This window comes from Ruegeria sp. AI2 (genome assembly GCF_056541275.1).
The window spans coordinates 84,886-97,620 of sequence record NZ_JBQFYB010000005.1 but is presented as its reverse complement, the minus strand read 5'-3'; the positions used below and the strand labels follow the sequence as shown (position 1 = coordinate 97,620).

Here is a 12,735-nt window from a genome sequence, read left to right as displayed (position 1 = left end):
ACATATGCCTGAGCAGTTAATCTTTGCCACGGAGGTCATCCTTAACGGTCTGATGGCCGGGGTGCTTTATGCGCTGGTCGCGCTGGGCTTTGTGCTGATCTACAAGGCCTCGGGAATTTTCAATTACGCGCAAGGGGTTATGGCCCTGTTTGCGGCGATGACATTGGTCGGGATCATGAACGGGCAGGTGCCCTTCGCGCATTTGATCAACGCGACCTTCGGTACTCATGTCTATAACTTCGGCTGGAACATCCCCGCCCTGCTGGCGATCATCCTGACAATGGGCGTGATGGTTCTGCTGGCCTGGTGTGTGCAGCGCTTTGTCATGCGGCATCTGGTTGGGCAGGAGCCGATCATCCTGTTCATGGCCACGATCGGTCTGGCCTATTTCCTTGAAGGCGTGGCCGACCTGATGTGGGGCTCCGAGATCAAGACGCTGGATGTGGGTCTGCCGCAGGGCATCAACCTGTGGATCGACGAGGTCACCTTTAATATCTTTGGCTATGGCTTCTTCATCGACAACCTCGACATCGTGGCAACGGTGATTGCGGCGCTTCTGGTGGCGGCGCTGGTGGCCTTCAGCCAGTACACAAAGCAGGGGCGGGCCATGCGTGCTGTGGCGGATGACCATCAGGCGGCACTTTCGGTCGGGATCTCGCTTAACTTCATCTGGGTCATGGTCTGGTCGGTGGCCGGGTTCGTAGCGCTGGTCGCGGGAATCATGTGGGGCACCAAATCGGGCGTGCAGTTCTCGCTGTCGTTGATCGCACTCAAGGCGCTGCCGGTGCTGATGCTGGGCGGGTTCACCTCGATCCCCGGTGCCATCGTCGGCGGTCTGATCATCGGTGTGGGCGAGAAGCTGTTCGAATTCTCGGTTGGCCCGCTGGTCGGCGGCGCGACCGAGAACTGGTTTGCCTATGTGCTGGCGCTGATCTTCCTGGTGTTTAGACCGCAGGGTCTGTTCGGCGAGAAGATCATCGAGAGGGTGTAACGCATGACCAAGCTGATCGCCATCATCAACGTGATCGCATGGGCGGGGTTCTGGGCCTTTGGCTATATCGCGCTGACCTCGAATGACCTGACTGACAGCCAGCTGACGATTGCCGCGATCCTGGCCTTTGCCGGTCTGATCATGGGCGTTCTGGCCTACCTGAAACTGGTGCGCGCCTCTGAGGCGAGCGGATATGCCAAAGGGTCCAGCCAGCTGGACGCCGCGACCCGTAACCGGGCGCAGGAAGAATGGGGAAAGTAACAGATGTTCTATCGTGAGGCCGGAGATTTCAAAACCTCCTACGTGGATGACAGCCAGACTTTCCCGATCAAGTTCGACCGGTACCGGTACTATGTCGTTCTGGCGGTGGCGTTCGGGATCATTCCGTTCATCATCAACGACTATTGGGCAAACGCCCTGCTGCTGCCCTTTCTGATCTATGCCATCGCGGCGATCGGATTGAACATACTCGTGGGCTATTGCGGGCAGGTCAGCCTTGGTACAGGCGGTTTCATGGCAGTGGGTGCTTATGCCTGCTACAAGTTGATGACCGCATTTCCAGATGTCAGCATGTTCATTCATGTCCTGTTGGCTGGTGGTATCACAGCGATTGTAGGCGTCTTGTTCGGCCTGCCTTCCCTGCGGATCAAGGGGTTCTATCTGGCGGTGGCCACGCTTGCGGCACAGTTCTTTCTGGTCTGGCTCTTCAACCGGGTGCCGTGGTTTTACAACTACTCGGCCTCGGGTCAGATCAACGCGCCCGAGCGTGACGTGTTCGGCATCATCATCTCGGGCCCGAACGCCCCGGCCTGGGCGACCTACCTGTTCTGCCTGATCTTCCTGACCTTCAGCGCGATTATTGCGCGCAACCTGACCCGCGGCACGACCGGGCGGACATGGATGGCGATCCGCGACATGGATATCGCCGCCGAAATCATCGGGGTGAACCCGTTGAAAGCCAAGATCAGCGCTTTCGCTGTCAGCTCGTTCTTTGTGGGCATCGCAGGGGCCTTGTTCTTTGCCGTCTATCTCGGCGCGGTCGAGGTGGGCGAAGCATTCGGCATTCAGAAGTCATTCCTGGTGCTGTTCATGGTGATTATCGGCGGATTAGGCTCGATTTTCGGGTCTTTTGCCGGGGCGGCCTTCCTCGTGCTGCTGCCGGTTCTGCTCAAACTGGTTGGCGTCGATCTTCTGGGTTGGCCGACCGATATCGTTGCCCATCTTCAGCTGGTGATCGTGGGCGCGCTGATCATCATGTTCCTGATCCTGGAACCCCACGGTCTTGCACAGTTGTGGCGCGTGGCGAAAGAGAAACTCAGACTCTGGCCGTTCCCGCACTGAGGGCTGGCCCAATCATAAAGACGGGTGATCAAGCCCGAACTCAATATCGGATCAATCAAGGGAGGAGACACCCGATGAACAAGAAACTGGCAACCGTGGCGCTGAGCGCCCTGATGGCGGCAGGACCTGCGATGGCGGATCTTGTGTTCCCGTCGCTCAGCTATCGAACCGGGCCCTATGCGGCTGGTGGTATTCCATTCGCGGACGGTTACGCCGACTATTTCACGCTTCTGAACGAGCGGGACGGTGGCATTGGCGGTGTACCAGCAAACGTGATCGAATGCGAAACCGGGTATAACACCGAAAAAGGCGTGGAATGCTATGAATCCACCAAAGGTGAAGGCGCGCTGGTGTATCAGCCGCTGTCGACCGGTATCACCTATCAGCTGATCCCCAAAGTGACCGCCGACGGCATTCCTCTGCACACGATGGGGTATGGCCGGACCTCGGCTGCGAACGGCAAAGTGTTCAGCCATGTGTTCAACTATCCGGCCAACTACTGGAATGGTGCGTCCGGTGCGATCAACTATCTGCTGGATGAAAATGGCGGTGACCTGAGCGGCAAGAAGATTGCGCTGGTCTATCACAACTCGGCCTATGGCAAGGAACCGATCCGGACGCTGGAAACTCTGGCTGAAAAGCATGGGTATGAGCTGTCCTTGCTGCCGGTAGATCACCCAGGCCAGGAGCAGAAGTCGCAATGGCTGCAAATTCGCCGCGAAAAGCCTGACTATGTTATCATGTGGGGCTGGGGCGTCATGAACCAGGTTGCGGTTCAGGAAGCGGCCAACATCCGTTTCCCGATGGAAAACTTCATCGGTGTCTGGTGGTCTGGCGCGGAATTCGACGTTCAGCCTGCTGGCGAAAAAGCGACCGGTTACAAGGCGCTGACCTTTACCGGCCTTGGCATGGACTATCCTGTCTATGACGACCTGAAAAAGTACGTCGTTGACTCGGGCAAGGCTGCGGGTGCCGGCGATCAGCTGGGTACAGTTCAGTACAACCGTGGTCTTTACGCCGCCATGCTGGCAGCCGAGGCTGTGAAAACGGCGCAGGCGATGCACGGAACCGCTGATATCGACGCGTCGATGATGCGCGACGGCATGGAAGCACTGGAAATGACCAACGCCAAGATGGAAGCGCTTGGCATGTCCGGGTTCGGCCCTGAATTCTCGGTCTCCTGCGAAAACCACGGCGGCCCCGGCCTTGTCGGTGTTGTTCAGTGGGATGCGGCGACTGGCGCCTGGAACCCGATACAGGACTTCAAACCGACAGATGCCGAAGTTATCGGCGCGTTGATCGAAGAAGATTCCGGTGCCTACGCAACCGAAAACAGCATCTCGCCACGTTGCGAGTAAGGCATGTTGCGCCACGGATGTGATCCGGGGCGTTCAGACAACCGGAGCGGCGGGTCACCTGCCGCTCCTCACGAACAGCCCCGGAACGGGCAGGCATGAGGAAACGCGCTGATGCTGGATGCGGCACAAACCACTGACGTGCAGGCGGAAACCCTGCTTGAGGTCAATAATATCGAGGTGATCTACAACCACGTGATCCTCGTGTTGAAAGGCGTCAGCCTGAGCGTTCCAAAGGGCGGCATCACAGCGTTGCTGGGCGGCAATGGCGCGGGCAAGACAACCACGCTCAAGGCCGTATCGAACCTGCTGCATTCCGAACGCGGAGAAGTCACCAAAGGTTCGATCAAGTATCGCGGCCAGAACGTGCATGAAAGCGATCCGGCCGATCTGGTTGAAAAGGGTGTCATTCAGGTGATGGAAGGCCGCCACTGTTTCGAGCACCTGACCGTCGAAGAAAACTTGCTGACCGGCGCCTACACCCGCAAAGACGGGGCGGCTGCGGTCCAGCGGGATCTTGAGATGGTTTATGCATATTTTCCCCGGCTCAAGGAACGCCGCCGGTCGCAGGCAGGCTATACTTCGGGTGGGGAACAACAGATGGTTGCCATGGGGCGGGCCTTGATGTCGCGGCCCGAGACGATTTTGCTGGACGAACCCTCAATGGGTCTTGCTCCGCAGCTGGTCGAAGAGATTTTCAGTATCGTGAAGGACCTCAACGAAAAAGAGGGCGTGTCCTTTCTGCTGGCAGAGCAGAACACCAACGTCGCCCTGCGCTTTGCACATTACGGTTACATTCTTGAATCCGGGCGTGTCGTGATGGATGGCCCGGCAGCCGACCTGCGCGAAAACCCGGATGTGAAAGAGTTTTACCTGGGCATGTCCGACGAAGGCCGCAAAAGCTTTCGCGATGTGCGGTCCTATCGTCGTCGCAAAAGGTGGCTGTGAGCGGATGGAGGATATGGCTATGACCTATTTCGACGCACTCGAAACACGCTCGGTAGACGAACGCGCCTCGGACCAGGCCAGGGCACTAGTGGAGCAGATCAAACGCGCGATGTCGGCCCCTGGATTTGCGTCGCATCTGTCAGAATCAGACACTAATAAGGTAAAATCAGTTGAAGATTTGCCGACATTGCCGGTTCTGCGGAAATCGGACCTGACCAGAGCACAGGCCAAACGCCCCCCGTTTGGTGGATTTACAGTGAAACCGGCGCGGCATTTCCATCATGTGTTCCAGTCGCCGGGACCGATCTATGAGCCGGGCAGCACTGATCACGACTGGTGGCGCATGGGCCGTTTCCTGAATGCCGCGGGTGTTGGCGCAGGGGACATTGTCCAGAACTGTTTTGGGTATCACCTAACCCCAGCCGGCATGATCTTTGAAAATGGCGCAAGGGCTGTCGGCGCGGCTGTTCTGCCCGCAGGAACCGGACAAACCGAGTTGCAGGTGACTGCCGCCCGCGACGTTGGCTGTACGGCCTATGCAGGCACGCCGGATTACCTGAAGGTCATTCTGGACAAAGCCGACGAGATGGGCGTTTCACTGCATTTCTCGAAAGCCGCCGTTGGCGGTGGTGCCTTGTTCCCGTCTCTGCGACAGGAATATGCCGACCGGGGTATCTCGTGCCTTCAATGTTACGCGACAGCGGATCTGGGCAATATTGCTTATGAAAGCGCCGCGATCGACGGGATGATCATCGACGAGCACGTGATTGTCGAGATTGTGACACCTGGAACCGGAACTCCGGTGGCACCGGGTGAGGTGGGTGAGGTCGTGGTGACCTCTCTCAACCCCGATTACCCGCTGATCCGCTTTGCGACAGGCGACCTGTCCGCCGTGATGCCGGGGATTTCCCCCTGCGGTCGCACGAACACCCGGATCAAAGGTTGGATGGGGCGTGCAGATCAGACGACCAAGATCAAAGGTATGTTCGTGCGTCCGGAACAGGTTGCCGCTTTGGTCGACAAGCATGAGGAAATCGTCAAGGCTCGTGTCGTCGCCACCCGCCAGGGCGAGATGGATTCGATGACTGTCCAGATCGAAAGCACAGGCGGGGATGATAAGGCATATGCCAGATCGGTGGCCGAAGTGCTGAAACTGAAAGGCGCAATCGAAGTCGTGGCCCCCGGCTCGCTGCCCAAAGACGGGTTGGTGATCGAGGATCAGCGCGTCTACGAATAGTGGTCAATAACAGGTCTGCGGCAGTTTGTGCCGCAGATTTGTTGACCGACGCACTGGTGTTTCCGAGCATTTTGGTCGATTAAAGGCGTACCCTAAGCCTTTGCCAATCAAAAGCCGGGATAATGGCCCAGATCGACTATTCAGAAAACGGATCACGCAATCGCGGTGTACGCGGCACACGGCTGTTGGCCGCAGTTGCTTATCTTGTGGCTGCCGCATGCCTGTTGCCCATGGTGGCCGTGGTTCTGGCGGCAGTGACGGGCGGGACAGATACGATCTCGCACCTGATGGACACGGTGCTGCCCAGCTATACTGTGACGACCCTGATACTTGTGGTGCTGGTCGCGGCGGGTACGTTCAGTATCGGCACGGGCGCTGCCTGGCTGGTGACGATGACCCGCTTTCCCGGTGTCAGGATCCTTGAGATCGCGCTGGTCTTGCCCTTGGCTTTTCCGGCATATGTGCTTGCCTATGCGTACACCTTTATTCTGGATCATCCGGGTATCGTTCAAAGCACTTTGCGGGATGTAACGGGTTGGGGGCCGCGCGACTATTGGTTCCCTGAAATCCGTTCGACCGGGGGCGCTGCGGTGATGCTGATTCTGGTGCTGTACCCTTATGTCTACCTGCTGGCGCGGGCTGCGTTCCTGCAACAAAGTGCTTCGGCGTTTCTGGCTGCTCGGGCGCTAGGCAACAATCCATGGCTTGCGTTTCGGCGCGTCTCGCTGCCGATGGCGCGCCCGGCAATCGCCGGTGGTGTGCTACTGGCCATCATGGAAACCATCGCCGATTTCGGAACCGTGTCTTATTTCGGTGTGCAGACCTTTGCGACCGGGATTTACACCAGCTGGTTTTCAATGGCCGACCGTGCGGCGGCGGCGCAGCTGGCCTGGTGCCTGCTTGTCTTTGCACTGATCATGGCTGTGGCCGAACGCACCCAGCGCGGTAAGGCAAAATACTATCAGGCCGGAAAGAAACATGCTGCCCAACCGGCGGAACACCTGACCGGTCTTCGCGCTGTCGCGGCATTCCTGTTATGTACGATACCCGTTATCTTCGGGTTTCTGTTGCCCGTTATCATACTGGTCGAGATGGGTTTGGAATCGGAACAGAACCTGCTGTCGCGGCGCTATATCGGTTTCATCCAGAACTCGCTGATCCTTGCTGGCACGGCCGCGGTCGTCACTGTCTTTGCGGCGATCTGTGTCGGGTTCTTTCAACGTCTGAGACCCGGGCGCGCGTCGTCGGCGACGGCCTACATGGCGCGGCTGGGATATGCCGTGCCCGGTGGCGTCATCGCAGTCGGCTTGATTGTACCTTTCGCCAGCTTTGACAACGCGCTGGATGCCTGGATGCGGCAGACATTCGATGTGTCGACTGGGTTGTTGGTTACCGGTTCAATCTGGCTGCTGGTCGCCGCTTATATGGTGCGATTCCTTGCCGCTGCGCTCAGCGCATATGAGGGGGGTCAAAGCACGGTTCATGCCAATATGGATGCCGCGGCCCGGTCGTTGGGGCAAACTCCGCTGGGGACATTGCGGCGCGTTCACCTGCCCATTTTAACGCCGTCGCTGCTGACCGCGCTGTTGATCGTCTTTGTGGACGTGATGAAGGAATTGCCTGCCACCCTGATCATGCGCCCGTTCAACTTCGACACACTGGCCGTACAGGCGTACAGGCTTGCCTCGGATGAGAGGCTTGAGGGCGCCGCCGTGCCGTCGCTGGTCATTCTGGCGGTCGGCCTGCTGCCGGTAATCCTGATCTGCCGTCAGGTTGGTCGGCGGTAACACTTGTGTTGTAAAAGCTGAGCAACAGCGCATCAGGCTTGATTCAAACATGATTTCCGGCAAGGCTGGTGGTATGAACATGCAGCCTCCCAACCGGTTTTCGGCAAACGCAGCGCAGATGCCCGTGGCCTTTGACCGGCATGAGATGTCGCAAATCCTGTCCGTTTATGGACGGATGGTCGCCGCCGGAGAGTGGCGAGACTATGGTATCTCAAACCTGCGCGACATGGCGGTATTCTCGATCTTCCGGCGCACCGCTGAGCACCCGATCTACCGCGTCGAAAAGCACCCGCGCCTGAAGTCCCGGCAGGGTATGTACTCAGTCATAGGTATGGATGGCCGTATCCTGAAACGCGGCCATGATCTGCGCGCGGTACTGCGGGTGCTGGAACGCAAGCTCATCCGGGCCGTAAACCCGGATTAGAGCCTTTTTCGCGCTGTAACAGGTCCGTCGCCCTGATCCTGAATGCGCTGAATCGCCCGGTCCATTGGCTCGTACACAACCGCCATATGGCTGGCGTTCGCATGTAAAATCATGTTGTCGCCCGAAACCCAGGCCACGTGCCCTTTCCAGAACAGCAAATCCCCACGCTGCGCAGGTGATTCAGCTGTCAGGACAGCGCCCAAGGCTTGTTCCTGATCGCCGCTGTCGCCGGGGCAGGGAATACCGCAGGCCAGCAGCGCGGCTTGAACAAGCCCTGAGCAATCGATGCCGAACCGGCTGTTGCCGCCCCACAGATAGGGCGTGCCCAGGAACAACTCGGCCACGGCAACCGGATCACGCGGTTTTTCTGCAATTGGGGCCGTGTGAACCTTTGGGACAAAACCCAACTCGGTCTGCACAAACCGATCCGTTTCGGCAGTCGCATGGATTTTACTTCCGAAACTCAGAGACAAGAGATCGCAGCTTTTGATATCGCGGGCCGCGTAGGCATGTGTTGCTGGCGCATTGATCCAATGCGTTGCAGGCATATCCTCGGACAGGTTGTCTGTTTCCAGCCAACCAGCATATCCGTCTTTTTCTGCGACGATCCTGCTCCACCCGCCGTGGTTTTCTTTGACATGAACCGCGTCCCCCAGCAGCAATTGCCGGTCACGCGGCCCGTCAGGGGCACGCAGCAGGTCGACGACCGGTTTGGATACGCGGCGCTTGGTCATAATCCCAATACCTCCGGTAATGCCGACAGCACTGCGCGTGAGCCCTGACCCAGACCGCCTTTTGTGCGGCCGGGTTCATTGCTGGGTTGCCACGCGTAGATGTCAAAATGGATATAGCGGCTGGACCCTGCGAACCGGCGCAGAAACAGCGCGGCGGTGATAGACCCGGCAAACCCGCCCGCGGGGGCATTGTCCAGATCGGCAATGCCGGGTTCGATCATCGCCTCGTAGGGTGTGTGAAACGGCATTCTCCAGACCGGATCAGCAGACGTTTTGGCCGCTTGTGCCAAGGCCACAGCGCAGCTTTCGTCGTCGGTGTAAAACGGTGCCAGATCAGGGCCCACGGCCACGCGCGCCGCACCGGTCAGCGTTGCCATCGAGATCACCAGATCGGGATTCCCTTCATCCGCCAAAGTCAGCGCATCAGCCAGAACCAGACGCCCTTCGGCGTCGGTGTTGTTGATTTCGACGGTCAGACCCTTGCGTGAGGTCAGGATATCACCGGGGCGGAAGGCATTGCCTGATACCGCGTTTTCAACGGCCGGGATCAGAACCTGCAGTTGCAGGGGAAGGTCCAGCGCCATGATCATCCGTGCCAGTCCCAACACATTGGCCGCGCCACCCATATCTTTTTTCATCAGGCCCATGGATGCGCCCGGTTTCAAATTCAGCCCGCCGGTATCGAAACATACACCTTTGCCCACCAGTGTCAGTCTGGGGCCACTAGTGCCCCAGTTCAGCTCGATCAGCCGGGGGGCCTGTTCCGCGGCCCGTCCTACTGTGTGAATCATGGGAAAGTTCTGATCCAGCAGCGCATGGCCGGTGATCACGTTGCAAGACGCGCCGAATTCATCCGCCAGAACCTCGACCGCTTGCTGCAACTGATCCGGCCCCATGTCCGAAGTGGGCGTGTTGACCAGATCGCGCGTCAGAGCCTCGGCATTTGCCATGGCTTCGATACGGGCGGCGTTGATGCCATCAGGCGCAATCAATGCCGCTGACCCTCCGGTCTGGGACGCGTATCGATCAAAAGCATAGCTGGTCATCAGCCAGCCAAGACACTCCATCTCCAATAAATCCGCAGGAATGCCCGAAGCAATGCCGTAGGTGCCTTCCGGCAGCGCCAAAGCCGCTGCCGCGAGGGGAAACCGTTTGCGCACACGTTTTTCTTCGGTTCCGTAACCGGCCAGCGCGAATTCAATTGCGCCGTTCGAGGCTGGCACAGGCAGGACCTGCCCCAGCGCACCGGAAAACCCGTTTGCTGCGACCCAGGACTGCACGCGCTCGGGCTGATCCAGAAGCCAGCCGTCCAAATCCGGCTGCGCGATCACATGAAGCGGTATGGAAGGGTCAGAGGATGGGGCGAAGGACAGTGTCATGGGCGCCTCGACAGATTGTTTCTGTGCACAGACTAGCCGCGCATATTCTGCCCGCAACCCCTGTCAGACGGAAAGGTCCTGTTGATCCCAGACGGCTGTCAATGACCGCTCACCAACGCGGATCAGACGTCCCAGCGTCGCGCCTGCGGCTACCGCGTCACCGGCATCGACGGCCTGCGCCACGTCACCTGCAACCCTGGCCAGAACTGTCATCCCGACCTGTTCGGAAATCGCAACCAGGGACCTTGCGCATTTGCGCAGGTCGGCCCATTCGCGCTGACGCCAAAAGCGTTCGCAGTTCGACAGGCGCACTGCCAGTTCTTCGATGGTGCGGCACAGCACATCCAGCGCGTTCTTGTCGCCCAGTTGACGGTAAAGGCCACTTAGTTGATCCGAATCCAGACGGACGGATTCCTTGTGTTCAAGCGTGATTATTTTTTCCACCACATTCACCCTATTTCTGACGCCCCCACGGCGCAGGTTTGATACTGGTGACAAATTCCTTTGCAAAACCTTGCAGAGAAATCGGATAATTGCTCGAATTTTCCTAGAATTCGGTTTAGAGGATCGGTCAGCGACAAGAACGGGGACACCGTAATGGAATTTGCCAAACCTTTGCCGAGCTATCTGGTCACGCGGTATCACGGCTGGAAAGCGACCACGTATTCGGAAAACCAGGTCTGGTTCAAGCGGCTGGCAGATGAAGGGCAGCGGCCCCGGGCGATGGTGATTTCCTGCTGCGACAGCCGGGTCCATGTGACCTCGATGTTCGGTGCCGATCAGGGCGATTTCTTTATCCACCGCAATATCGCCAATCTGGTGCCACCCTATGCGCCGGACGGCGATCATCACGGTACCAGCGCAGCAATCGAGTACGCCGTCACTTCTCTCAAGGTTGCGCATCTGATGGTTCTTGGCCATTCGCAATGCGGTGGTGTTCAGGGCTGTATCGACATGTGCAAGGGTCAGGCGCCGCAACTGGACGCAAAGGAAAGCTTTGTCGGTCGCTGGATGGACATTCTGAAACCAAAATTCGAACTTGTCGCTGATATCGAAGACAGCCTCGAACAAGCCCGGCAGCTGGAACGCCAGTCGGTTGTTGCGTCGCTTGAAAACCTGATGACGTTCCCGTTCATCTCGTCAGCGGTCGAACAGGGCACCCTGAGCCTGCACGGGTTGTGGACCGATATCGGCGCTGGCGGGTTAGAGAGTTTCGACCCCATACAGAAGAAATTCGTTCCGGTCTGACGACAGTTCATAGTGAAAAAATGATGCGGAATACGGCTCTGTTTCAGAGCCGTTACTTCGTATGCTCCACACATGACGTTTGAATCCGATCTAGGGCTCAACCCCATGTCCCGCTGGATGGAGTTGATGATGGATAAATGGGTTGGCGGCGATTACGAGCGCGGGTTGAATAATCTGAAAGTGCTGATCGAAAATAACACCTAGACCCTTCTTGAGATCGCAACATGCGCTCTGGTATGCCCACCAAGGCGGCGGAGACCTCGCGGATTAGTCCAAGCGAAACCGCGCGAATTTGCCGAAATGGTCGGATCCCATGAACGGGCGCAGTTCGACTGTTCCGGTTGTTCCCTTCGGGAGCAAAAGGTTGTCGATTGGCAACGGTAGGTGCCAGCTGCCAAGATCATGAGTGTTCAGGACGGCCCCAAAACTCTGGTTGTCTGCTGCCGCCGCTATCCGCCGGACGCTTGCACCCCAAGGAACCATGTTGAAATCCCCGGCTATCAGAACCGGGCCATCCAGATCCGCAATGCGTTCCGCAATGATCCGGCTTTGGGTTGATTGGTCATAAGGAAAAGGCCAGTTCAGGTGGATCGATACGATCCAGACCAAAGACCCGTCCGGGGCTTCGACTTGTATTCCGACAAGACCATGACCTTTCAGGCAGAACCCGGACCCTTCGACAATCGGCAAAGTTGTCAGGATGGCAACGTTTTGTTCGGGACGAAACTCACAGATCACCTTTTCGGGGTAATGCTCGAACAGGTTGCTCATGTATTCACGGTTGTGACTCGAGACTTCCTGCAACGTCACGATCTGAGCATCGGATTCAATGATGTCGTCGGCCAGCGAATACCGGGGCCACGCCCGGCTCATAAGGTTCTTTTGATACAGGGTCAGACACGGACCGTCGCAGTCCTTGGGCGGGGCGGCGAAACTGGTTGCGATTGATCCGACAGCAACGGCGGCAAAGGCCAGGGTGACCAAAGCAAGGTATCTGGCGCGCATATACAGCAGGATCGCGGCACACGGCAAAAGCAAAACGCCAGCTTGCGGGCGGAAAAGCGCAAAGGAATCTCCGACCGCCAGGAATTGCCCGGTAAACCCGATGAGGATAAGCCCAACCAGAATGCCTGTACATCCTAAGATCAGGTATCTTCCAATTCTGCGTTTGGTCGAATTTCCCATGCTCTGCCCCTGATGCCCTGTGCGGGGCACCACCTGTTGTCTGTATTGTCCCATCCATCACGTTCAGGTCGGTGATTAGCTGGCAAGCACGCCTGAATTTGTCAAC

General features: G+C 58.0%; 13 protein-coding genes. 9 read left to right on the top strand and 4 right to left on the bottom strand.

The annotated features are described in order from the left end of the window. Window positions 1-4: 4 nt before the first annotated feature. From ACR0LL_RS11965 to ACR0LL_RS11930, 8 genes are all read left to right on the top strand, one after another. On the top strand, window positions 5-991 hold the full coding sequence (locus ACR0LL_RS11965; protein WP_267363929.1) for a branched-chain amino acid ABC transporter permease: 987 nt from the start codon (window positions 5-7) through the stop codon (window positions 989-991). A 3-nt stretch (window positions 992-994) separates the two neighbouring features. After that, window positions 995-1,252 (top strand): hypothetical protein, encoded by a 258-nt coding sequence (locus ACR0LL_RS11960; protein WP_209506939.1) that lies wholly within the window; start codon window positions 995-997, stop codon window positions 1,250-1,252. Between the two features lie 3 nt (window positions 1,253-1,255). Next, a complete protein-coding gene (locus ACR0LL_RS11955; RefSeq protein WP_480482437.1) occupies window positions 1,256-2,332 on the top strand; it encodes a branched-chain amino acid ABC transporter permease in 1,077 nt (358 codons plus the stop codon). A 74-nt stretch (window positions 2,333-2,406) separates the two neighbouring features. Further along, window positions 2,407-3,690: an ABC transporter substrate-binding protein gene (locus tag ACR0LL_RS11950; protein WP_480586919.1), complete on the top strand. Its 1,284-nt coding sequence runs from the start codon at window positions 2,407-2,409 to the stop codon at window positions 3,688-3,690. A gap of 111 nt (window positions 3,691-3,801) precedes the next feature. After that, window positions 3,802-4,635, top strand: a complete 834-nt coding sequence (locus tag ACR0LL_RS11945) for an ABC transporter ATP-binding protein (protein ID WP_480482435.1) — start codon at window positions 3,802-3,804, stop codon at window positions 4,633-4,635. A 19-nt stretch (window positions 4,636-4,654) separates the two neighbouring features. Beyond that, window positions 4,655-5,872 carry a phenylacetate--CoA ligase family protein gene (locus ACR0LL_RS11940; RefSeq protein WP_480586916.1) on the top strand — a complete coding sequence of 406 codons (1,218 nt, stop codon included), beginning with the start codon at window positions 4,655-4,657 and terminating at the stop codon, window positions 5,870-5,872. Window positions 5,873-5,994: 122 nt separating this feature from the next. Further along, complete coding sequence (locus tag ACR0LL_RS11935) at window positions 5,995-7,659, top strand: ABC transporter permease (protein WP_480586914.1); 1,665 nt, start codon at window positions 5,995-5,997, stop codon at window positions 7,657-7,659. 73 nt (window positions 7,660-7,732) lie between these two features. Beyond that, window positions 7,733-8,083 (top strand): DUF2794 domain-containing protein, encoded by a 351-nt coding sequence (locus ACR0LL_RS11930; protein WP_209598949.1) that lies wholly within the window; start codon window positions 7,733-7,735, stop codon window positions 8,081-8,083. Here ACR0LL_RS11930 and ACR0LL_RS11925 read toward each other — a convergent pair. The 3 genes from ACR0LL_RS11925 to ACR0LL_RS11915 all read right to left on the bottom strand — a co-directional run bounded on the left by ACR0LL_RS11925 (window position 8,080) and on the right by ACR0LL_RS11915 (window position 10,649). Continuing rightward, the gene (locus ACR0LL_RS11925) at window positions 8,080-8,817 is read right to left on the bottom strand and encodes a C40 family peptidase (protein WP_480586912.1); all 738 of its coding nucleotides are present in this window, start codon (window positions 8,815-8,817) and stop codon (window positions 8,080-8,082) included. The two genes, ACR0LL_RS11930 and ACR0LL_RS11925, sit on opposite strands and share 4 nt — an antisense overlap. Next, window positions 8,814-10,196: a leucyl aminopeptidase family protein gene (locus tag ACR0LL_RS11920; RefSeq protein ID WP_480586909.1), complete on the bottom strand. Its 1,383-nt coding sequence runs from the start codon at window positions 10,194-10,196 to the stop codon at window positions 8,814-8,816. The genes ACR0LL_RS11925 and ACR0LL_RS11920 overlap by 4 nt, the downstream gene beginning before the upstream one ends. 63 nt (window positions 10,197-10,259) lie before the next feature. Beyond that, the gene (locus ACR0LL_RS11915) at window positions 10,260-10,649 is read right to left on the bottom strand and encodes a hypothetical protein (RefSeq protein ID WP_480476854.1); all 390 of its coding nucleotides are present in this window, start codon (window positions 10,647-10,649) and stop codon (window positions 10,260-10,262) included. Window positions 10,650-10,793: 144 nt separating this feature from the next. On the opposite strand from ACR0LL_RS11915, the gene ACR0LL_RS11910 reads away from it, so the two are divergent. Next, window positions 10,794-11,444 (top strand): carbonic anhydrase, encoded by a 651-nt coding sequence (locus ACR0LL_RS11910; protein ID WP_267363919.1) that lies wholly within the window; start codon window positions 10,794-10,796, stop codon window positions 11,442-11,444. A 267-nt stretch (window positions 11,445-11,711) separates the two neighbouring features. On the opposite strand, the gene ACR0LL_RS11905 is transcribed toward ACR0LL_RS11910, so the two are convergent. Next, the gene (locus tag ACR0LL_RS11905; protein ID WP_480586906.1) at window positions 11,712-12,629 is read right to left on the bottom strand and encodes an endonuclease/exonuclease/phosphatase family protein; all 918 of its coding nucleotides are present in this window, start codon (window positions 12,627-12,629) and stop codon (window positions 11,712-11,714) included. Window positions 12,630-12,735: the final 106 nt, after the last annotated feature.